Here is a 21,240-nt window from a genome sequence, read left to right as displayed (position 1 = left end):
GTTTCAAACAATCATGGAAGGGCAAATATCAATTCCAAAAACATTGATTACTGGGTATCGAAGCTTAGGGATAGCAGAAAAAGAATTAGTGACTATTCTGCAGCTGTTCCAATTTAATTCAGAAGGGAACACGTTTCCTACACCTGATGAAATTTCAGAGCGAACTTCATTTTCTGAGGAAGAATGCTCTAAGATTCTAAGAAGTTTATTACAAAAACAGCTTTTGAAAATTGAGCAAAAGGACCATGAACAAAGAGTGGGCAATGAGTGCTACTCTTTAGAGCCTTTATGGGCTAAATTGTTCCGCGCGCCTGTCACAAAAAAACAGCCGCCAGAACAAGTGGATAACTTGTTTCCTCTTTTTGAACAAGAATTCGGCCGGCCGCTGTCACCATTTGAAATAGAGAATATTAATATATGGCTTGATCAAGAAGAACAGGAACCAGCTCTGATCAAAGCTGCTCTGCGAGAAGCTGTACTCATGGGGAAGCTCAATTTCAAATATATTGACCGAATTTTAAGGGAATGGAAGAAAAAAGGAATTCAGACGGTTGATCAGGCAAGACAGCACGGAAAGAAATTCAGGCAAGGTCAATCGAAAAATAATTCTGATAAGCCGAGAACGAAACGGGATGTATCTTTATATTATAATTGGCTTGAAGAAGATTAAATGAGGTTGTATGAATGCTGAATAAAACGCAAATTAGATATTGTTTAGATACGTTTTGGGAAATGTACCCTGATGCAGAATGCGAATTGACTCATAAGAATCCCTTTGAATTACTGATAGCGGTTGTTCTCTCCGCTCAAGCAACGGATGCTCTCGTAAACAAAGTGACACCGGGTTTGTTTGAAAAATATAAAACACCTGAAGATTACATGGACGTGCCGCTTGAAGAGTTGGAACAGGATATCAGAAGAATCGGATTATATCGAAGTAAAGCAAAGAATATTCAAAAGTTATGCAGAACGATGATCGACAGGTTTGATGGAAAAGTACCTGAGACGAAAGAAGAACTCGAAAGTTTAGCTGGGGTAGGGCGGAAAACAGCTAATGTCGTTGCATCTGTTGCTTTTAATCAACCGGCGATTGCTGTAGATACCCACGTTGAGCGAGTTTCTAAAAGGTTAGGATTGTGCCGGTATAAAGATTCTGTAAAAGAAGTAGAACGTACGCTTATGAAAAAAATACCTGAAGACGAGTGGAGTGACACTCATCATCGAATGATTTTTTTCGGAAGGTACCACTGTAAAGCGAAAAACCCCAATTGCCCTGATTGCCCATTACTTTTTTTATGCAGAGAAGGTCAAAAAAGAAAACGTAAAGAAGAAAAAATGGCATAAAAAAATTCAGAACTCCACAGGAGTTCTGAATTTTTTTATTGTTCTTCTGAAGAAGGTTCTTCACTTTCACCTTCTTGTTCAGCACTGTCGTAAGACTGATCATCTCCGGAGGCATCTTCACTGTTTTCTTCTTCTGTCGTTCCGCTTTCTTCTTCAGGTGGAGCTTCTTCAGTTTCTGTTTCCGTATCTCCGCCTTCATCACCAGTATCGTTTCCTGTATCTCCGTCGTTACTATCTTCATTTTCTCCGCCATTATTATCTTCATCACTTTCAGGCGGTGTCTCTTCTTCTTCATTTCCTGTCTCTTCTTCATTTCCTGTCTCTTCTTCAGGTTCTTGTTCTGGTTCTTGTTCTTCTTCAGTTTCTTCTTCAGTTTCTTCCTCAGTTTCATCTTCTTGTTCTTCTTCAGGAGCTTCTTCTTCACCGCCTGGTACTTGTACACTAGTTGTGGATGGATTACTACTTTCAGCCTCGCCGCTGTTATCTACAGCAACTACTGTAAATTCATAAGTGGAGCCCGGCTGTATTTGAGATATTTCCATGCTTCTGCTTTCAGTTGTAGTAAGATCGCGTGGGGACTCACCGTTTGTAGAAACGGTTATATCGAATGTAACATCGTCCTCATTATGATCCCACGATAGGTCGATGGCTTCCGTATTTTCATTGTAATCTGCAGATAATCCTTCAACCGAATCAAGTTTCTCGAACTGTTCCGAAGTTTCGGTAGGCTGGTTATCTACATGAAATAACTCTGAGACGATTTGACTTTCCGGTGTATTGCTGCTTGGGAGTTCAGGAGGACGGGAACCATCTTCGATATCTACCCATTCCACTGAATCCGGTTTACTGAAATCAGCTGTTTCTTTTCCTTCTGAGATATGCCCCATCACCGATTTAAACATTTGACGAGGGATTTGCTGCGCACTATTGGATAAATTTTTGTTATTATCTCCATACCCTGTCCATATCGAAACAGAATAATTGGTAGTATAGCCACTGAACCAAACATCAGGAACGATGGATTCTACATTCCCATTTTCGTCCTCAATTTCTCTGTTAGTCGTTCCAGTTTTACCTGCTTCAGTCAATCCCGGCACATTAGCTCCAGTTCCGGTTCCGTCGGTCATAACTGTTTCTAACATAGACGTGATCATATAAGCTGTGGAATCACTCATAGCAGAGCTTGAATCAGGAGTGAAATCAGTGGATCCGCCTTCAGCTGATTCTACTTTTCGAACAGTATAAGGCTCCGTATACATTCCTCCATTACCGAAGGCTGCATAAGCTCCGCTCATTTCAAGAGGGTTGGTAAGTACACCGCCGCCTATCGCGTCAGATAAATACAGGTTACCATTGCCCGCAATTTCGAAGCCGAGCCCTTCAACAAATTCTTTAGCATTATCAGTACCTGTCTCTTCCAGCATTTTTACGGCAGGAATGTTTAGAGATTTACTTAACGCCTCTCGCATACTCACCCAGCCTCTGAACTCGTTATCGTAGTTATTAGGAGAATAGACTCCATCGGATTGTTCTATTTCTATTTTCTCATCATTGATCTGGTGATATGTTGATAATTTCTCATTCTCAATAGCTGGACCGTAGGCTGTGATTGGTTTAAATGTCGATCCTGGCTGTCTTTTAATATCTCCGGCGAAATTTAAGTTACCTTTAATGTAGTTGCGGCCTCCGCCAATGGCTCTGATCGCACCGCTTTGTGTGTCGGTAACTGCAACCCCCGTCTGTAAGTCTTCATCCGGCCAGTTGATGGAACTTTCTTCACTGAGCATTTGTTCCACGTACTCTTGAGCGTCAGGTTCAATGGTTGTATAAATATCCAGCCCGTCATTATAAATATCTGCTCCCATTTTTTCTTCAACCTCATCTTCTACCTGGTCAATGAAAGCGCGGTAAGGTGTTGATTCACCTTCGGACTGTTCCACTAGCATATCTTCCACATTAACTTGTCTTGCTTCCTCAGCTTCTTCTTCAGTTATTTTTTCATGCTGTACCATTAAGCTGAGCACCGTATTCATCCGCTGCTTTGCCAAGTCAGGATTTACAAAAGGGTCGTAAGCTGATGGTCTTTGCGGAAGTCCGGCAAGCAGGGCAGATTCTGCAAGCGTAAGCTCATTGAGATCCTCTTTTCCGAAATAAGTATCAGAAGCTTCTACTACTCCATATGCACCTTGTCCGTAATATATTTTGTTCAAGTACATTTCGAGAATGTCTTCCTTTGAATATTCCTGATCGAGTTTAATGGCTAAAAACTGCTCTTGTACTTTTCTTTCTAATGTTTTGTCACTCGTTAAGTATGACCGTTTAACGACCTGCTGGGTAATCGTACTCGCCCCTTCAGAACCGAATCCGTTCGTTACATTAGAAATAAGGGCAGCTCCCATTCGTCTGGGGTCGATACCGATATGGGAAAAAAAGCGTACATCCTCTGTTGCTAAAACCGAATCTACAAGCTGTGGAGGAAGGTCGTTGTATTCAACTCTGGACCGGCGTTCTTCACCGGCTACGTCGGTAATTAAATTATCATCTTTATCGTAAATTTTTGAAGAATAGGGATCGGATAATTTCTCTGCGTCTAAAGCTGGAGCCTGTGCAATGTAGTAGGCGAATAATGCACCTACACCTAACATAAGAACGATTCCAATAGTTAACATTGTCATGAATATTGTTTTGAAATGGGGGATACCTTTTTTCTTATTATTTTTCCCCTGGTTTTTAAGTTGATTTCTTCTTGCTGTTCTCGACTGACTATCGTTTGCCATGTCGTCATTCCTCCATTCAAAAATAGAGCTTATCTAACACCTTTATATAATCGACTCTCGCTTGATAGTGGAAGGGGAGAAGCTCACCTTTTGATTTAATGTCAAGATAAGAGATCGACTTTCGTCCGCCTGAGAATTGAGCTTCCCAATAATGAAAGAGGTCTTCAGCCGGCAGGAGGTAGGTTTCATCTCTCAGAGAGAATTTGATGATCAGAAAACAAATTCCACCGTGATGATGACAATCCTTCATATGGTCGATTTGGTGTTGGTGGATGTTACTTAGAGGAAAAGACGTCTTGTTTTTCGTTTCTTTTGCCTCGAAATCAATGTAACTTCCTCGATAAATTCCATTAAAATCTGTTGTGGAAGCTTGCTTAAAATATGCTTCCTTAATTACCGCTGCACTTCGTTTAGGATAATGCACGTCCACTATTTGAACGGGTGTTGGTTTTTTGTGTATGTTTGCTATATTGTCTATACGATAATATTCGTTCGTAAAAGCTATATCTTCTTCGAGCGTCATCCCCCTGTTACTGAAATCAGGTTTTTCTTTTTTTCTAAGAGATTGACTGGAAGATTTCTTACCATTTGGGTAATTCACAATCTTTCCCTCCTATCTTCATGAGGGTATCATACCAAAAAACAGCTTCCAGGTATAACAAAAATTTCATTCTACAATCTCCCACTATATATAAACGAATAAGTTCAGAAAAGGTTTCACTTTATTATACGCCGTAAGACATGTAACGACAAATAAAATTAAAATAGTATGATCAACAACTAAAAGGTTCGAGGGATAGGATCGATTTATGGGTATATGTTAAGAAAACGCTGCTCATATATACAAGCAGCGTTTTCTGATGTTTCTATTCTATTTAAGTTGAAGGTCTATTTTCTCCAGTCAGTTTAGGATTGTCCGTTTTTGCCGGCTCGGGCTTTTGTTGTTTTGGAGATTTTTTATTTTTAGCCATTTCACACGCCTCCTTTTTCATAAATCAATCGTTGGTGTCTTTCTTTGTTGCATTACTTCTAGTTTTGTCATCCTTAAAGGAGTTATTCAGTGTATAGAGAATTTGTGTTAGTAAGCAGCAATATATTAGGAGGCGATGACTATGAATAGAGACGAATCTGTCGCAAAAGCCACTTATGAGAAGCAGCTCGTCCAGTTGAAGGAAAAGTTCACTTTGCTGGATAAGCGGTTATCCTTAAAAGCGGATGAGATCGTTTTTACTATGGCAGTTTCCCACCGGAAAGAAATCGACCAATTAAAAGATGAAGTAATTAAGCTTAGAGAGCAATTAAAAGAAGTGAAGAGAGAGAAGAAAAGAGAGGGTGGAGGACACTTCGCTTTATCTTCTCGTAAAAAGTCAGCTGGTTGACTATTTGTTTGCCTGCTTCCATAGTATAATGGTAAGGTTGGTAAAAAAGGTGTGTGTCCGTAATGTCCATAAAATCATTAACAATGAACTTGAAAGAATTAATAGATGAGCGACTGGAAAAATATTTAATAACAGAAGGACCCATTGATAAAAAAGATCATAATTTTTTTGAAAAAGTGAAGACGGAGACGGCGCCTATGTTCTCTTTGGCTAACGAATGGCTTGGTGAGGCAGAGCAATTCGTCAAAAATAGAGGAGTAAGCGTCCACCCAAACCAAGTGAAGTCCACCCATGAAAATATCGAAATGCTTGTATTGCATAGTTATTATTTGGACGTTGAAAAGAAGCGCTTTAAAGAATTACATCAATCTTCCCACTATGTCCTCGATATGATCTTAGATGATATAAAAAAGAAAGAGGCCGGGTTATAAGTATAAAATTTTATCTGGCGCTCGAAATAAAAAATGCGTGGCATCAATTTTCAAATTTGATGCCACGCATTTTTTTCGTATAGGTACAGTTTTGTCCAGCTTCTTTCTACGGATTGTTGAGTAATCATCTGGGGATCTCACATGGACTTCACCTTCTAAGAGGAGTGTCACCTTTTATCACTAGAAGACCGTATCTCTATAACCCTCCTCAAGTAAAACCACTGGGGTGATGCCCTGGAGTGTAGGTTTAGTTTCGCACCTTGCGCCACTTTAAATAATCAGAAGAAAGCCCACCCTAACGTAAGGGTGGGCTTTCCAGATCAGTTATCAGCCCATTTGGACCTGATTCGATCAAGAATAATATAAAATACTGGTACGAGAATCAATGTCAGCAGGGAAGAGAACATGAGACCGAATACAATAGATACAGCAAGAGGTCTAAATAACACATCCCCTGTAAATATGATTGGCGTCAACGCTGCGATTGAAGTTAGAGATGTTAAGACGATAGGACGTATTCTTGCACGGCCTGCTTCAATCACACTCTCAACTGTAGACGAGTAATTCTGCTTGTTTTGTTCAATAAATTCGATAAGAATGACAGAGTTTCTTACGACGACACCGGAAAGAGATACAATACCCAGTACAGCAAGGAAGCTGAGTGGTTCTCTTGAAATAAACAAGCCGATGATCGCCCCTGTAATGGCAATAAATACAGAGCTTGTGATGAGTAACGGCATCGTAAGTGAATTAAATTGCAGTGCAATCGTAATGTAAATCAAAAATAGTACGATAACAAAGAGTTTAGACACTTCAACAAAAAATTCGGACTGTGCGTCGGATTGACCCGTTTCGATCACAGTGTAACCCTCAGGCAGCTCTTCAGAGATGGACTCTCGCAATTCTTCCCCTTTAGGAGTGAAGTTCTCTTCCTCTCCTTCCTTAGGGTATGCCTCAAGAGTAATGGTCCGTTCTCCATCTAAATGCGGAATAGTTCCAATTTGTTCAGATTCTTCTCTATCAATTACCTCGTCCAGCTGGAGTATTTCAGGAGGGCCGTTATTACTTCCATTGGAACTTGTAACGCTAAGCTCACTTAAGTTAATCCCGTCTTGCTCGCCATCATCTACAATGATTTTGACAGGAAGGCGCTCTTGACCATCATCAAAAGTTCCAAGGGGTACGCCTGTATTAGCTATTTGAAGCTGAGAAGTAACCGTATCAACGGATATTTCGTTTTCAGCTAGCAGCTCCCGGTCCGGGATGTAGTTGACGATGGGCTGTAACGTACCGATATCCAAAGTGACGATCTCCGTTTCAGATAGTTCTTCAAATTGAGACTTGGCTTGTTCCGCTTGATTGGCTAACTCTTCAATGTCTGGTCCTTGCAGCTTTAATTCCACAGGTGGAGAAGAAGGGGGACCGGACACGATTGTATCAAGAAAGATTTCTGCTCCTGCATACTCTTCTCTTATTGGTTCCTCCCACTCACTGATGAACTCTGTTGCGCTAGTTACCTCACGATCGATACGTACGAGCAGCTGACCTGTATTATCTCCGGCTTGGGATAAGGGTTGGCTGAATAAGTTGGGAAGACCTTCCCCTGTATAGACAGCTGTCTCAGTAACGGAGTCTTCGTTATCCAGAATGAATTGCTCCATATTTTCTAATTCTTCTTTTGAATCTTCGAGTGTCGTTCCTTGTGGGAATTCTACTGATATTGTTACTTCCGGACGGTCAGCGGCTGGAAAGAATTCAAAAGGAATTCTTAAAACAAGCAGGGATAAAAGGATACAGGCGACAAGCCCGATCACTCCCGTTCTGATCGGCTTTTTAGTAACAGCGGGAAGCACTCGGTCGGCATAACCTTTTTCCAATCCGTTAAAAAGGTTTCCTAGTAATCCTGTTTTTGGATTATTTTTTTTCTTTTTACTCACTTTCCGGGTGTATTGTACCGTTGGAATCAATGTCAGCGAAATAAAGGTAGAAGCAATAACTGTAAAAATCAGAACACTAGGCAGCGCTCGTATGAATTCACCATTCGTCCCTGATATAAACGTAAGAGGGAAGAAGCTGAATATGATCATCAGGGTCGAAGTTATGATGGATTTCCTCACCTCCATCACCCCATTGATCGTCCCTTCGAGCGGGCCGTCTCCAAGCTGAAATCTTCTTTGAATATTGTCGTTAATTACAATGGCATCATCGACTAAAATCCCTATAGCTATAATGATCCCTATAACTGAAATTTGATTCAAATCCACTCCGATATATGGAAGAGGGATAAGACCTATAATAATAGAAATAGGGATGGCGAACGCGACGAGAATGGCTGATGAAAGCGGCAGCCCCAGAATCATAATTACTACAACTGCTAGCAAAGATATTGCAAAAGAAGAAATGAGATTAGAGTATACCTCATCAATAACTGTACTTTGCGTATAAAATTGTTCTACAGTAATATTTGAGGGCAGCTCTGATTCAAGGGAAGATAGTTCTTCTGTAATATTCTCTTGTAGAGAAGATATGTTTACGCCTTTTTCAGCAAGTACGGTAAGTGATAATGCATTTTTACCTTCGTAAGAAATGTCATCACTTACTTCCTGCTCTTCCAATGTTACTTCACCTAAATCACTGATCGATACAGGATTACCTTCTTCATCCGTTGATACAGCGATCTCTTCCAATTGATCCAGGTCACTGTATTTCTCAAATGATAATTGATAAATTGTCGAGTCTCTTTGCTCTGTTCCAATAGCGGCCGGTGATAATTCTCCATTGATCGCCTCTATAACCTGGGGGGCTGCTATTTGGTACTCTTCCAATGCATCATTATCCAGATTGAATGTCACTTGCTGCTCAGGCAGCCCTTTGATCAGAAGTGAATCAACTCCTGGAATGGATGTAAGCTGTTCCTCCCATTCATCGAGTGTAGACCTTAAATCCGTCAGATCCTCCTGATGCTCCGCTAGAATATGATAGGAAGCTACGGCAGAAGTGGAGAGGTCTGTGTTGAGGGTGGGTTCCTCTACTTGGTCTGGGAAACCACGGGAAACATCAGCGATCACTTGCTGAATTTCTCCATTGACCTTATCTGTATCTACATTACTTCCAAGGGTAGCTGTGACCGTACCGAAACCGGTCGTGGAAGAAGAAGTCAGTTCCTCGATTCCGTCTAATGAAAGCAATTCTTCTTCAAGTGGGTTTGTGACTGCTCGTTCAACTTCTTCAGGATTCGCTCCAGGGAAAGCTGTTGATATCGATGCTACATTCACATTGATTTCTGGTATCTCTCTTTTAGGGAGTTGAACATATGTAAATATCCCTGTGAAAATGAGAATGGCGACGAGCACCCATACCATTTTTCTGTATTCGATTAATTTTTTCATTGCATAAAGCACCTCCAGCAAATAATTTTTAAGATTTTATACCTTTATGAATACAGTATAAACTTATTTCTGACACTTGTGTCAAAAATGATGTTCTCCAATGTGCTAACCGGTATCAATGAAACCGCTTTACATTTGAGTTAAATTCTTTTATAATAGTCTTCCCAATCATAGGGGGAGGATGAAAATGAATAAACAAAAATTAATTGAAGAAGCTAAACGAATTAGAAACGAAGCTTATACTCCTTATTCCAAGTTTAAAGTGGGCGCTGCATTACTTACAAAAGACGGAAGTCTTTATACAGGGTGCAATATTGAAAATGCGGCATACCCTGTAACTTGCTGTGCCGAAAGGGTGGCTATCTTTAAAGCGATTTCTGAAGGTCACCATGATTTCCAGGAGCTGGCAGTAGTTGCGGATACCGAACGACCGGTGCCCCCATGCGGCTCCTGCCGTCAGGTCATGAGTGAATTCTTTCATCCAGGTCTGCAGATCCACCTTACAAATTTAAAAGACTCGGTTAAAACTGTGTCAATGGACGAGCTTTTGCCTTTTTCGTTCTCGCCTAATGATTTAAACAAAGAGCAATAACAAGAAAAAACTACCTGACTCAGGTAGTTTTTTTATTATTAATTTTCACATAAATCTCATACAATAAGGGTGGAGTGTGATAGAGATGAAAACAATCGTTGTTTCAGGCTACAAACCGATGGAGTTAGGGATATTTAAAGAAGATGACCCTAAGGTAGATATTATAAAAAGTGCTTTAAGAAAAAGGTTGATATCTTTTATTGATGAAGGATTAGAATGGATTCTTATTTCGGGCCAAATGGGTGTCGAGTTATGGACAGGGGAAGTGGTATTGGATTTAAAAGAAGAGTACGACATTAAATTGGGTATTCTTCCTCCATTCATAAATCAACAGACCAGATGGCCGGAAATGTTGCAGCACGCCTATGAAATGCTTTGTGAGCAAGCCGACTTTTATAAGCCGATTTATGATAAAGAGTATGAAGGTCCCTACCAATTCAGGGCAAAAGATCAATTCTTAGTAGAACATTCGGAGGGGTGTTTACTATTATATGACGAAGAGACGGACGGCTCCCCGAAATACTTTTTGAAATTAGTTGACTCTTATAGGGAACATCATGATTACCCACTACTTTATATAACCCCGTTTGATTTGGAAGAAACCGCTGAAGAAATACGTATGGCAGACCCTGATCTTTGGAATCAATGAAAAATTTACTAGGAGAAAAATTGACATTCTCGCAATGATTTGAAAAAATATAGGTAATGTGCTGAACAGAGGTGATAAAAATGGGTGTAGAGAAGTACAAGTTGAATGGAAAAGATATTTTAGAAAAAGATTTCAAAACGTCTATGCGTGGGTACAATCAGGAAGAAGTAGATGAATTTTTGGACTTGATCATTCAAGATTATGAAACCTTTACAAAAGAAATAGAAAACCTTCAAAATGAAAATAGCCGTCTTAAAAAATTTCCGGCCCGGGATGATGCTCCCACACAAAGAATGAGACCTATCAATAATAATCAAAATCACCAGGTGAATTACGACATCATTAAGCGGGTGTCCAACTTGGAAAAAGCGGTATTTGGAAAAAAATACGCTGAAGAATAGTTTTCCACAAAATACCTGGTGACAAGAGCTAGTATTTTTGCTATTATTAGTAGACTTGCTTTAGAGTAAGATTGTTGGAAACTGATTTCATTTGAATACTCGGGTAATTGCTGTATGAGTGAAATCATGCAGAGGAAAGTCCATGCTCGCACAAACTGAGATGTTTGTAGTGTTCGTGCTTGACGAAACCATAAGTCAAGGTAGCTATTAGCTAACGGCAGGGAAAATACCTACGTTCGTAAGAATATGGTATGAATACTTTGAAAGTGCCACAGTGACGAAGCTGGAATAGAAATATTTCAGGTGGAACGAGGTAAACCCCGCGAGCGAGCAACCCAAATTAAGGTAGGGGCACTTTTGGATGGGAATACAACCAGAAGAAAGGCCGCGTAAAGCGGCAGATAGATGATTACCACCGGAGTACGAGGTTGACCACCGCTGGCAGTACTATGGAACAGAACATGGCTTACAGAGTATTCAAAGGTCATTGATTCAACATGAGAATTCCCTTCTGAAAAGCCTTATGCTTTTTAGAAGGGTTTTTTATTTCAACAGAACTTCATGTACGAATACATAGGAGGATTCAATATGACACAAAAGGTGACATTAATTGCAACAGCAGCTATGGGCATTGAAGCTTTCGTTGCCCGGGAAGTAAAAGCGTTAGGATATGAAAATGTGCAAACAGAAAATGGCAGAGTGGTATTTGAAGCTCCCGTCTCAGCTATTCCAAGAGCGAATTTATGGCTGCGGACCGCTGACCGTGTCAAGCTGCTAGTTGGAAGGTTTAAAGCTTATAGTTTTGATGAGCTTTTTGAACAAACGAAGGCACTTCCATGGGAGGAATTTATTACAGAGGAGGGTGAGTTTCCCGTCGTAGGGAAGTCAGTTAAATCCAAACTGTATAGTGTTCCTGATTGTCAATCCATCGTTAAAAAAGCAGTAGTTGAACGATTGAAGAAAAAATACGGTGTGGCTTCCATTCTCAAAGAAACTGGAGCTTTTCACCGTATAGAAGTCGCTATTCATAAGGATGAAGTTCTTCTCACTATGGATACGTCAGGAAGCGGTCTGCATAAACGTGGTTATCGCGTTGGTCAGGGAGAGGCTCCGCTTAAAGAAACGCTTGCGGCAGCTCTTATCCAAACGACAAACTGGTATCCTGATCAACCTTTTGTCGACCCATTTTGCGGGTCCGGAACAATTGCGATTGAAGCAGCTTTAATCGGACAAAACATTGCACCAGGCTTCAACCGGGAGTTCTCTTCAGAGAATTGGCATTTTATCAGTTCATCAGATTGGGAACGTGCATTCGAGGAAGCGGAAGATCATGCTAATTACGACCAGCCTCTTGATATTACTGGTTCTGACATCAGTCATGACATGATACAAATAGCTAAGAGCAATGCAATGGAAGCAGGTTTGGGTGACTTGATCCAGTGGAAACAAATGCAGGTGAAAGATTTTCATCCCAAAAAAGATAACGGCTATCTCGTAGCCAATCCTCCTTATGGAGAACGGATGGGAGATAAGCCGGAAGTAGAGGAGATGTACAGAGATTTAGGTGTGATTATGCGTGATTATCCATCATGGAGTGTCTATATTCTTACATCAAACGAAAGCTTCGAGAGCCTTTACGGAAAAGAAGCGACTAAAAAACGTAAATTGTTCAACGGCTTCATCAAAACCGATTATTATCAGTATTTCGGAAAGCATGTAAAGTGATCAAACAGCTATAAAACAAGGGGAGCTTACTGTGAGTCTATCTACTGAGCAAAAATTTTGGAGTTTGTTGAAAGAACAGTCATCTTTTCAAGAAGCTATTGGCTTGATGGCCTGGGATATGCGAACAAAAGCACCAAGCAAAGGGATGGATAACCGTTCAGAAGTGCTAGGAGTTCTTTCACAGAAAGTACATGAAATTCAAACCTCTGATGTGCTGAAGGAGTACATTGAGGAACTGAAGAACAAACCTTCAAGTAATCGGTTGACTGCTTCTCTGCAAGTCGCAGAAGAAACCTATGACCGCACGACAAAGATTCCTGCTTCTATGTATAGAGAGTATGTAACTCTTCAGTCACGAGCGGAATCAAGGTGGGCTGAAGCTAAAGAAAATAATGACTTTAAAAGTTTTCAGCCGTACTTAGAAGAGTTAGTAAAATACAATCGTGAATTCGCCAATTTGTGGGGCTATGAACAACACATATACGATGCCCTGCTTTACAATTATGAACCCGGGGTCACGGTCGAGCAGCTGGATGCAGTATTTCCTAAGGTTCGTGAATCCTTAACCAGTCTACTTAATGAAATTAAAAACGCGCCTGTGCAGCCGGATCCCGAAGTTTTAAAAGGCCATTTTCCTAAACAACAGCAGGAAAAGTTCAGTGAAGAGATTTTAAAGCGTATGAGTTATGATTTCGAAGCAGGCCGTTTAGACGAGACAATTCACCCCTTTGCCATCGGCTTGAATGTAAATGATGTTCGCGTAACTACGAAATATGATGAGAAAGATTTTCGCACGGCTGTGTTCGGTACGATTCATGAAGGAGGGCATGCACTTTATGAACAGAATATCGATCCCAACCTGTCTTTTACTCCTCTCGCTACTGGAACGTCTATGGGAATCCATGAATCTCAATCGTTGTTCTGGGAAAACTTCATAGCTCGCAGCCGGCCATTTTGGGAGACGCATTATGAAGTCTTCCGGTCCTATGCTCCTCGGCGATTCGAGCAAATACCTTTAGAGGATTTTTTCCGTGCAGTAAATGAAGTGAAACCTTCACTTATAAGAATTGAAGCGGACGAACTGACCTATCCACTTCACATAATGGTCCGTTACGAATTAGAAAAAGCATTGATTCAAGGCGATATTGAAGTGAAGCATTTGCCCGAGTTGTGGAACGAGAAAATGCACAGTTATTTAGGTGTTACTCCTCGCAAGGATTCTGAAGGGGTACTTCAGGATATCCACTGGGCAGGGGGAGACTTCGGTTATTTCCCTTCCTATGCTTTAGGTTACATGTACGCTGCCCAAATCCAGCATGCGATGAAGCAGGAGATTGACATAGATGAAACGATCAAGGCTGGCGATTTTCATCAAATCAAGCAGTGGCTGACGAAGAACATTCATCAATACGGTAAAATGAAAAAGCCGCTGTCTATTCTAAATGATGTGACAGGCGAAGGACTGAACGCTGATTATTTAATTTCTTATTTGACGGATAAATATCGAGGCATCTATCAATTCTAGTATGTAAAAAAAACCAGCTGTTTAACACAACAGCTGGTTTTTTTTATGAAAATTCATTTTTGAGATTAGTCGGGTTAAGGTCGGCATCTTCATAAATGCCATTGATGGTTTCCTGGAATTTTTCGAATTCCTCATTTGCTGAAGTCAGATCTGCATCTGTGAGGCTTTCATCAAGAGCGGATTCTACTTCTTCAAAATATGATTTTAGAGATGGTAGAGCTTCTTCATATTGTTCAATGATGTCATCAGAAAGATCTGCTTCAATCTCATACTCTTCAACTTTAGCTGCCGCGTCACTTGCTGCAGATTTAGCTGCTTCTCCTGCTTCGCGGATGGTATCTTCGTCAGGTTCCTCTGCTCCGACAGCTGCTTCATAATCAGCGATCTGGGATTGTTCTGGACGGAATGTTGTAGCCATATCCTGCTGCACGTTTAAGATTTCTTTGTTAGTTGACGTGTCTTCATTGGCAGTTTCTTCTGTTTCATCGTTATCACTTGAGTCTGAGTTATTGCTGTCCTCTTCATTCGAACAGCCAGCCACTGTAATTACAGTAGCTATTCCTAATGTAATCAACCATTTTTTCATTATTATGTCCTCCTATGTATATACGTTTCAATGAGTAGTCTAAATACTCTATTTGTGCGTGTAAACTATTTTAAAAAATGTTATAATATGGAGAATTTTCTGAGAAAGATTGAAAAGTGTGAATTGCTGGTAATGAAATGCAGTTTACTCGTCTTGTCTGTTCTACAATAAGTTTTCTCGCACTCATGGTAATAGAGTGGAAAAAACTTTTAAGGATAATAATAAACTTATAAGGCACTCTAATTTAAAAAGGGGTGCGTTTATGGCTTTTATTCTTTCCTGCGCTCATCACGAAGCGGATTATAATTATAAACAAGAAGAGATTCAGAACTTCATACAGGAAACATTTCCGATGGATTCTTTACACAAGGAGCGGCTGCTTCCAGTTTTTCAAAATACGGAGATAAATAATAGACAATTAGCATTTCCGCTGCAATGGTATCAAACTGAAAAAACATTAGAAGAAGTCAATGAGTTGTATTGCGAAAAGGCTATTGAATATAGTGAAAAAGCTATAATGAATTGTTTGAAAAATCAAGTATTATTGAAACGTCCCATCAGTGCATCTGAAATCGATCATATTATTTTTATCTCATCTACAGGGATTTCGACCCCGACGATCGACGCTTACTTAATGGATAAATTGGATTTCTCTGAACAAACAAAGCGCACCCCTTTATTCGGTCTAGGATGCGCTGGAGGAACAAGCGGAGTAGCGAAAGGGTATGATTATCTTAAAGGTGCTCCTGATAAAAACGTTTTAGTCGTATGTGTGGAACTGTGCAGCCTTACTTTCCAGCACCGCGATATTAGTGTAAGTAATTTTGTAGGTTCAGCTTTATTCGCTGATGGAGCTTCTGCTGTCCTTATGGCAGGGGAAGAGTCCGAATTACTGAAAGAAAAGGCTGAAAGCGCACCAAGAGTCTTAGGAGCCAGTACGAGAACAAAGCCCCACAGTCAATCGGTGATGGGGTGGAAAGTTGTGAATACAGGGTTTGAAGTTATTTTCAAAAAAAGCATTCCTAAATTAGTGCGTAGTTTCTGGAAAGACCATATGAAGGATTGTTTCCTAGAATACAATGTGGAGCCTTCTGAAATGCCGTTTATAGTCGCTCACCCAGGAGGTAAAAAAGTTATAGAGGCTTATATCGAATCATTGGAGATTGATACAAAGGCTTTGGATTATACAAAAGAAGTGTTAAGTAACCACGGAAATATGTCTTCTCCAACGGTTCATTTTGTTTTAGAACGTATCATGGTAAATAATCCTCCACAAGGGACGAAATCTTTCATGACTTCTCTTGGACCTGGATTCTCTTCAGAAATCGTAAGTTTGGAGTGGGCATGACATGTGGTTGTTTATTTTTTTAGTCATTCAACGGGTAGCCGAGCTTATCGTCGCTCATTCTAATAAAAAGTGGATGTTCAGCAGAGGCGGTGTAGAAGTCGAAAGTCGTCATTATTTTCTGTTCATTGTTCTTCATGTTTCATTTTTTTCCATTTTGTTATTTGAGTGGTTCTACTTCCGAGGGACGGACATGTGGCTTTCTCCTGTATTGATCGTTACATTTGTTCTGCTTCAAATACTGCGGATCTGGTGTATCCTTTCACTCGGCAGGCGGTGGAACACTAAAATTATCGTCATTCCTAATGAACATCTGGTGGAAAGAGGTCCATACCGTTATATTAAACACCCGAATTACATCATCGTCTTTTTAGAGTTACTAATTATACCGCTTCTTTTTCAGGCTTACTTTACCGCTATTGTCTTTCCATTACTGCATCTACTGGTACTTACCGTTCGTATTCCTGCTGAAGAGAGAGCACTTGAAGGGGAATTTTGAATATAAAAGATTGCTGTGATTTATTTGTTTTGCTATAATCTAATCATTAATGAAAATCATTATCAATTAGGGAGTGGCAGATATGATGGTTTTTCTTTTATTATTCATTGTCGCGATTTATAGTATAGTGATCGTTCGGATGATGGCTAAAGGCGGGTCAGCAGCGGCCCAGTCTGTTATTCAAATCATGGCAGCGTCAAAAGATAAACATCAGGAAATTCCGCAAAAACCTTGCAAAAAAACATTAACAGCCAAGTGATTCACACTTGGCTTTTTTTATTTGTTATAATGAAAATAAGAGAAATTACTCACATGTTGTCGTTTAAAGTTCTGTTTACCAAGGAGCGTTCCATGAAGAAAACTCACTCATTAGCTTACTATTTAGAAGATTTATGGTCGAGAGGCTTCAAGCTTTCTGATGAAGATGTTCATTTTATTTATTTTGGTAAAAACTCAACGAATGTAGAAGAATGGAAAACGATTTTAGCATTGAAGATGACTTTGAAATTGCAGAAAAAATTCGACCCAAGTTTTTACATAAGTGTTTTAGAACATATTTCTTCATCATCAATTACCACAAGAAAGCAAGCTTACGAATCTTTAGAACGAAGGGGTCTGACTTCGAACCAATAAAAAAAGGAATCAGTAACCTTTCAGTTACTGATTCCTTTTTAGCTCTGCTCGTGCCAGCCGATCCGCGTGTTTATTCTCTTTATCAGATATCCATTTATAAAATACATATGAAAACTTATCGTGAAGTGCAAGAATTTGATTCAATAACGGAGTATAAACCGGGTTTTTACAATAGGTCTTTTCAACGGATTGAATGACGATTTGGGAGTCACAGCGGATGGATATAATTTCGCCAGGGAAATGCTGCTGACAATATTGCAAAGCGCGAATAACCGCGTGGAACTCAGCCTCATGATTTGAACAAACTCCCAAGTGTTCACTGAATTCAAAACGGTTCTTACCTTGTTTGATGTGGACACCGATGGAGCTGGGTCCTGGGTTTCCTGCGCTCGCGGCATCTGTATAGACCTCTATCATGGTTCCTCAGCTCCTTTCAGGTTTATATATATGTGATGATTACGGTATCAGCGCACGTATACGAAATAAAACCGCAAGTAAATTCGAACAAACTAATTAATCAAAGCTTATCTTATCAAAAGTGATTCATTTAAAAGTTTTAGCCGCATATAAAAACGGTGTATCCATAAAAGCTACGATAAACTTGATAATATAAGTCGTCAGGAATATTTCCAGCCAAATGTCAAAGGGATATAATCCGTAAAAGGCGATTCCACAGAAAATGGCGCTGTCCAATAACTGACTGACCATTGTACTGCCATTATTCCTTACCCACAACGTCTTGTCAGAAGTGAACACGTTTTTCAGTTTAGAATAAAGCCATACATCGAAATACTGACTGACAATGTAGGCTAGAAGACTTCCTGCAGCGATTTGTATCGTTACTCCAAACAGCGACTCCAAAGCAGGCTGCGCAATATCCGAGGATGCGGGAGTGAACAACATGGCCATCTGCATCATGATAGTCATGGCAATCAATGTCGAGAATCCCATCCAGACTGCTTTTTTGGCATCGTTTTTCCCATATTTTTCATTTAAAATATCCGTTGCGAGAAATGCTGTACCATAAACGATATTTCCAAGGGTGGCGGTTAAGCCGAACAGTTCAATCGTCTTAACTACTTGAATGTTCGCCACAACAGTAGCCATTCCGATCCAAACGAACAATCCTGGTTTACCGAACAGTTTATAGACTCCTAATAATAAGCTGAAATTTATAATGGCAAATATGATCCATATCCACTCGTTACTCATTTTTTTCCTCCTTAGTTTTGATAACGCGGGAGTTTACGAACCGCGTGACAACAGCCATTAATTATACGGGGATTTGTATTGACTTTCAATAGAATTATATAATCATACTAGAACGATGGTCATTTAGGTACAATAGTATTAACAGGATCGCTGAAGGAGTTGTTTGCATTGAAATCTGATATTGAAATCGCCTTAGAAGCACGTATTAAACCCATTAAAAACATCGCAGAGAACCTATCGTTAACTTCAGATGAATGGGAGCCGTATGGCCATGATAAAGCCAAACTTTCACAACACATTTTGGATAAATTCCTTGATAAAAATGACGGAAAAATCATATTGACTACATCAATTAACCCGACTCCGGCGGGAGAAGGAAAATCTACAGTCACTGTAGGACTGGGACAGGCTTTAAATTTATTAGATAAAAAAGCAGTAATTGCTCTGCGCGAGCCTTCTCTTGGACCTACGATGGGACTGAAGGGGGGAGCGGCTGGAGGTGGTTATGCCCAGGTTGTTCCTATGCAAGATATTAACTTGCATTTCACCGGTGATCTTCATGCGATAACAGCAGCCAACAATGCACTGGCAGCCTTCATCGATAATCATATCCACCAAGGAAACGACTTGCAAATTGATCCGCGTAGAGTGGAATGGAAGCGAGTACTGGATATGAACGACCGGGCACTGCGTGAAGTGGTCGTCGGCCTCGGGGGGCCTGCGAAGGGGGTGCCGAGGGAAGATGGCTTCACTATTACTGTAGCTTCTGAAATTATGGCGGTTCTTTGTTTAGCCAGTGATTTGCAAGATTTAAAAGCTAGATTATCGCGCATCGTCATCGGTTACACCTACAATAAAGAACAGATAACGGTCAAACAGCTGGGGTTTGAAGGTGCACTTACTTTATTGCTTCACAAGGCCATGAAGCCTAATCTTGTTCAAACGCTGGAAAATACGCCAGCCATCATCCATGGCGGACCTTTTGCGAATATCGCTCATGGCTGCAATAGTCTGATTGCAACAAAAACAGCTGCGAGACTAGGGGACTATGTAGTTACAGAAGCAGGTTTTGGAGCAGATTTAGGGGCTGAGAAGTTTTTAAATATCAAAACACGCGCCGGTCAATTCGAACCGAGTGCCGTCGTTATCGTGGCTACTATTAGAGCCTTAAAGATGCATGGAGGTGTAGAAAAGAGTCAGTTGGACAAGGAGGATTTAGACTCTCTTACTCGGGGAGTGGCCAATCTTAAGAAGCATATGGAAACCATAGATCAATTCAATCTTCCATACGTCATAGCTATCAATCGTTTTCCTACTGATACTCATAAGGAAATTCAGTGGTTGAAGGATTGGTGTGACGATCAAGGCGTCGCGTCTTCCTTAACCGAAGTGTTTACTAAAGGGGGAGAAGGCGGGCTTGATCTAGCTGAAAAAGTGATGAAGTGCTGCGAGTCTAAATCGGGAAAATTTACTTATACTTATGATCTACAGGATTCTACAGAAGAAAAAATTCATAAAGTGGCCGTGAAAATATATGGCGCCGGCCATGTAGAATATACCTCAAAGGCTAAGAAACAATTGGCACTGTTGAACAAGCACGGACATGATCAATTGCCTGTCTGTATGGCAAAAACACAGTACTCTCTTTCAGATGAGCCTGGACTGTATGGACGTCCTCAAGGATTTACAGTTACAGTGAGAGAATTAAAAGTGTCTGCAGGGGCAGGTTTCATCGTTGCTTTAACGGGGGAAGTGATGACTATGCCCGGCTTGCCGAAAAAGCCGGCTGCATTAAATATGGATGTAACAGAAGATGGCACGATAACCGGATTATTCTAACCGCGTAAGCTGCTATTTCGCATCCTTTATCGGGAGAGGAGGATAACTATTGAGCATTCGTATCGGGTTAACGGGCTGGGGAGATCATGCTACTCTGTACCCTGACCAAACTAAACCAGATGAAAAACTATCCGTATATGCCTCTCATTTTCCAGTCGTTGAGGTAGATACTGCATTTTATGCTATCCAGCCGGTCACCCATTATGAAAAGTGGCTGAAACAAACGCCGGATAACTTCTCTTTTGTCATCAAAGCGTTCCAACAGTTGACCGGCCATGACCGTGAAACGAGAACAGTCCAAGAAGCGAAGGATCTCATCAAAAGATATGAAGAATCAATCCAGCCTGTGGTGGAAGCGAATAAGGTACAAGCTCTTCTGTTTCAATTCCCGCCATGGTTTGATGTGCGTAAAGAACACATTCAAAAGCTGAGGCTGATTAAAGATTGGCTCGAACCTTATCCGCTTGCCTTAGAATTCCGCAACCGGTCTTGGTTTACGGATAAATATAAAAATCAAACTTTGGATTTTATGAAGGACCAGCAATGGATTCATACGATATGTGATGAACCTCAAGCAGGGGAAGGCTCTGTCCCATTAGTGGAGGTACCTACTCATGCTACACAGACACTGGTGCGTTTTCATGGAAGAAACGTACATGGATGGAACAAGAATGGAAGAAAAGACTGGCGTAAGGTGAGGTTCTTATACAGGTATAATGAACAAGAACTGAAAGAATGGAAGGAAAGAGTAGATAGACTGCAAGCAATCACACCTGAAGTAACGCTGCTGTTCAATAATAATTCAGGAGGAGATGCGGCAGATAACGCTAAACAAATGCAAGAACTGCTCCAAATCGAATATGAAGATTTAAACCCGAGACAAATGGATCTTTTTCAATTTTAGAGGTGTTAGA

At 40.5% G+C, this 21,240-nt stretch carries 21 protein-coding genes and 1 other RNA gene; 16 read left to right on the top strand and 6 right to left on the bottom strand.

Annotation, left to right across the window (positions count from 1 at the left end; translation table 11 throughout):
- Positions 1-13 precede the first annotated feature (13 nt).
- Together O2Q26_RS01650 and nth are read left to right on the top strand one after the other, a co-directional pair.
- The gene (locus O2Q26_RS01650; RefSeq protein ID WP_289214285.1) at positions 14-670 is read left to right on the top strand and encodes a DnaD domain-containing protein; all 657 of its coding nucleotides are present in this window, start codon (positions 14-16) and stop codon (positions 668-670) included.
- A gap of 14 nt (positions 671-684) precedes the next feature.
- The gene (gene nth / locus O2Q26_RS01645) at positions 685-1,344 is read left to right on the top strand and encodes an endonuclease III (protein WP_289214284.1); all 660 of its coding nucleotides are present in this window, start codon (positions 685-687) and stop codon (positions 1,342-1,344) included.
- Between the two features lie 35 nt (positions 1,345-1,379).
- On the opposite strand, the gene O2Q26_RS01640 is transcribed toward nth, so the two are convergent.
- Both O2Q26_RS01640 and recU read right to left on the bottom strand, forming a co-directional pair.
- Positions 1,380-4,121 (bottom strand): PBP1A family penicillin-binding protein, encoded by a 2,742-nt coding sequence (locus tag O2Q26_RS01640; protein WP_289214283.1) that lies wholly within the window; start codon positions 4,119-4,121, stop codon positions 1,380-1,382.
- A gap of 16 nt (positions 4,122-4,137) precedes the next feature.
- The gene (recU, locus tag O2Q26_RS01635; RefSeq protein WP_289214282.1) at positions 4,138-4,722 is read right to left on the bottom strand and encodes a Holliday junction resolvase RecU; all 585 of its coding nucleotides are present in this window, start codon (positions 4,720-4,722) and stop codon (positions 4,138-4,140) included.
- Between the two features lie 511 nt (positions 4,723-5,233).
- On the opposite strand from recU, the gene O2Q26_RS01630 reads away from it, so the two are divergent.
- Together O2Q26_RS01630 and O2Q26_RS01625 are read left to right on the top strand one after the other, a co-directional pair.
- Entirely contained in the window at positions 5,234-5,500 is a 267-nt protein-coding gene (locus O2Q26_RS01630) for a hypothetical protein (RefSeq protein WP_289214281.1), read from the top strand.
- Between the two features lie 62 nt (positions 5,501-5,562).
- A complete protein-coding gene (locus O2Q26_RS01625; protein ID WP_289214280.1) occupies positions 5,563-5,931 on the top strand; it encodes a YppE family protein in 369 nt (122 codons plus the stop codon).
- A 320-nt stretch (positions 5,932-6,251) separates the two neighbouring features.
- Here O2Q26_RS01625 and O2Q26_RS01620 read toward each other — a convergent pair whose 3' ends face one another.
- The gene (locus O2Q26_RS01620) at positions 6,252-9,320 is read right to left on the bottom strand and encodes an efflux RND transporter permease subunit (protein ID WP_289214279.1); all 3,069 of its coding nucleotides are present in this window, start codon (positions 9,318-9,320) and stop codon (positions 6,252-6,254) included.
- Positions 9,321-9,507: 187 nt separating this feature from the next.
- Between O2Q26_RS01620 and O2Q26_RS01615 the strand changes: the two genes are divergently transcribed.
- From O2Q26_RS01615 to O2Q26_RS01590, 6 genes are all read left to right on the top strand, one after another.
- On the top strand, positions 9,508-9,912 hold the full coding sequence (locus O2Q26_RS01615; RefSeq protein ID WP_289214278.1) for a cytidine deaminase: 405 nt from the start codon (positions 9,508-9,510) through the stop codon (positions 9,910-9,912).
- A gap of 85 nt (positions 9,913-9,997) precedes the next feature.
- Positions 9,998-10,561: an SLOG family protein gene (locus O2Q26_RS01610; protein ID WP_289214277.1), complete on the top strand. Its 564-nt coding sequence runs from the start codon at positions 9,998-10,000 to the stop codon at positions 10,559-10,561.
- A gap of 80 nt (positions 10,562-10,641) precedes the next feature.
- On the top strand, positions 10,642-10,962 hold the full coding sequence (gpsB, locus tag O2Q26_RS01605) for a cell division regulator GpsB (RefSeq protein ID WP_253934715.1): 321 nt from the start codon (positions 10,642-10,644) through the stop codon (positions 10,960-10,962).
- Positions 10,963-11,057: 95 nt separating this feature from the next.
- Positions 11,058-11,436: RNase P RNA component class B (gene rnpB, locus O2Q26_RS01600), an RNA gene on the top strand.
- Between the two features lie 114 nt (positions 11,437-11,550).
- A complete protein-coding gene (locus O2Q26_RS01595) occupies positions 11,551-12,687 on the top strand; it encodes a THUMP domain-containing class I SAM-dependent RNA methyltransferase (protein WP_289214276.1) in 1,137 nt (378 codons plus the stop codon).
- A gap of 31 nt (positions 12,688-12,718) precedes the next feature.
- Entirely contained in the window at positions 12,719-14,212 is a 1,494-nt protein-coding gene (locus O2Q26_RS01590; protein WP_289214275.1) for a carboxypeptidase M32, read from the top strand.
- 43 nt (positions 14,213-14,255) lie between these two features.
- On the opposite strand, the gene O2Q26_RS01585 is transcribed toward O2Q26_RS01590, so the two are convergent.
- Complete coding sequence (locus tag O2Q26_RS01585; protein ID WP_289214274.1) at positions 14,256-14,798, bottom strand: hypothetical protein; 543 nt, start codon at positions 14,796-14,798, stop codon at positions 14,256-14,258.
- 262 nt (positions 14,799-15,060) lie between these two features.
- On the opposite strand from O2Q26_RS01585, the gene O2Q26_RS01580 reads away from it, so the two are divergent.
- The 4 genes from O2Q26_RS01580 (at position 15,061) to O2Q26_RS01565 (ending at position 17,275) form a co-directional block, all read left to right on the top strand.
- Positions 15,061-16,146, top strand: coding sequence for a type III polyketide synthase (locus tag O2Q26_RS01580; RefSeq protein ID WP_289214273.1), 1,086 nt, complete (start codon positions 15,061-15,063; stop codon positions 16,144-16,146).
- A gap of 1 nt (position 16,147) precedes the next feature.
- The gene (locus tag O2Q26_RS01575) at positions 16,148-16,642 is read left to right on the top strand and encodes an isoprenylcysteine carboxyl methyltransferase family protein (RefSeq protein ID WP_289214272.1); all 495 of its coding nucleotides are present in this window, start codon (positions 16,148-16,150) and stop codon (positions 16,640-16,642) included.
- An 82-nt stretch (positions 16,643-16,724) separates the two neighbouring features.
- Positions 16,725-16,901 (top strand): hypothetical protein, encoded by a 177-nt coding sequence (locus O2Q26_RS01570; RefSeq protein WP_289214271.1) that lies wholly within the window; start codon positions 16,725-16,727, stop codon positions 16,899-16,901.
- Between the two features lie 92 nt (positions 16,902-16,993).
- A complete protein-coding gene (locus tag O2Q26_RS01565) occupies positions 16,994-17,275 on the top strand; it encodes a DUF6123 family protein (protein WP_289214270.1) in 282 nt (93 codons plus the stop codon).
- Between the two features lie 24 nt (positions 17,276-17,299).
- On the opposite strand, the gene O2Q26_RS01560 is transcribed toward O2Q26_RS01565, so the two are convergent.
- Together O2Q26_RS01560 and O2Q26_RS01555 are read right to left on the bottom strand one after the other, a co-directional pair.
- A complete protein-coding gene (locus tag O2Q26_RS01560) occupies positions 17,300-17,692 on the bottom strand; it encodes a ribonuclease HI family protein (protein WP_289214269.1) in 393 nt (130 codons plus the stop codon).
- Positions 17,693-17,818: 126 nt separating this feature from the next.
- Positions 17,819-18,487: a queuosine precursor transporter gene (locus O2Q26_RS01555; RefSeq protein WP_289214268.1), complete on the bottom strand. Its 669-nt coding sequence runs from the start codon at positions 18,485-18,487 to the stop codon at positions 17,819-17,821.
- Between the two features lie 168 nt (positions 18,488-18,655).
- On the opposite strand from O2Q26_RS01555, the gene O2Q26_RS01550 reads away from it, so the two are divergent.
- Positions 18,656-20,326 (top strand): formate--tetrahydrofolate ligase, encoded by a 1,671-nt coding sequence (locus tag O2Q26_RS01550; RefSeq protein WP_289214267.1) that lies wholly within the window; start codon positions 18,656-18,658, stop codon positions 20,324-20,326.
- A 49-nt stretch (positions 20,327-20,375) separates the two neighbouring features.
- Entirely contained in the window at positions 20,376-21,230 is an 855-nt protein-coding gene (locus O2Q26_RS01545; RefSeq protein WP_289214266.1) for a DUF72 domain-containing protein, read from the top strand.
- The last annotated feature ends 10 nt before the right edge of the window (positions 21,231-21,240 follow it).

It is taken from the genome of Halobacillus campisalis (assembly GCF_030345335.1).
GTDB classification, from domain to species: domain Bacteria; phylum Bacillota; class Bacilli; order Bacillales; family Halobacillaceae; genus Halobacillus_A; species Halobacillus_A campisalis.
Note: the sequence above shows the minus strand (reverse complement) of the source record. Positions and strands in the feature narration are given on the sequence as shown.

Coding starts and splice junctions, on each gene's coding strand:
- O2Q26_RS01650 (WP_289214285.1), top strand. CDS start 14: ATGGAAGGGCAAATATCAATTCCAAAAACATTGATTACTGGGTATCGA.
- nth (WP_289214284.1), top strand. CDS start 685: ATGCTGAATAAAACGCAAATTAGATATTGTTTAGATACGTTTTGGGAA.
- O2Q26_RS01640 (WP_289214283.1), bottom strand. CDS start 4,121: ATGGCAAACGATAGTCAGTCGAGAACAGCAAGAAGAAATCAACTTAAA.
- O2Q26_RS01630 (WP_289214281.1), top strand. CDS start 5,234: ATGAATAGAGACGAATCTGTCGCAAAAGCCACTTATGAGAAGCAGCTC.
- O2Q26_RS01625 (WP_289214280.1), top strand. CDS start 5,563: ATGTCCATAAAATCATTAACAATGAACTTGAAAGAATTAATAGATGAG.
- O2Q26_RS01620 (WP_289214279.1), bottom strand. CDS start 9,320: ATGAAAAAATTAATCGAATACAGAAAAATGGTATGGGTGCTCGTCGCC.
- O2Q26_RS01615 (WP_289214278.1), top strand. CDS start 9,508: ATGAATAAACAAAAATTAATTGAAGAAGCTAAACGAATTAGAAACGAA.
- O2Q26_RS01610 (WP_289214277.1), top strand. CDS start 9,998: ATGAAAACAATCGTTGTTTCAGGCTACAAACCGATGGAGTTAGGGATA.
- gpsB (WP_253934715.1), top strand. CDS start 10,642: ATGGGTGTAGAGAAGTACAAGTTGAATGGAAAAGATATTTTAGAAAAA.
- O2Q26_RS01595 (WP_289214276.1), top strand. CDS start 11,551: ATGACACAAAAGGTGACATTAATTGCAACAGCAGCTATGGGCATTGAA.
- O2Q26_RS01585 (WP_289214274.1), bottom strand. CDS start 14,798: ATGAAAAAATGGTTGATTACATTAGGAATAGCTACTGTAATTACAGTG.
- O2Q26_RS01580 (WP_289214273.1), top strand. CDS start 15,061: ATGGCTTTTATTCTTTCCTGCGCTCATCACGAAGCGGATTATAATTAT.
- O2Q26_RS01575 (WP_289214272.1), top strand. CDS start 16,148: ATGTGGTTGTTTATTTTTTTAGTCATTCAACGGGTAGCCGAGCTTATC.
- O2Q26_RS01570 (WP_289214271.1), top strand. CDS start 16,725: ATGATGGTTTTTCTTTTATTATTCATTGTCGCGATTTATAGTATAGTG.
- O2Q26_RS01565 (WP_289214270.1), top strand. CDS start 16,994: ATGAAGAAAACTCACTCATTAGCTTACTATTTAGAAGATTTATGGTCG.
- O2Q26_RS01560 (WP_289214269.1), bottom strand. CDS start 17,692: ATGATAGAGGTCTATACAGATGCCGCGAGCGCAGGAAACCCAGGACCC.
- O2Q26_RS01555 (WP_289214268.1), bottom strand. CDS start 18,487: ATGAGTAACGAGTGGATATGGATCATATTTGCCATTATAAATTTCAGC.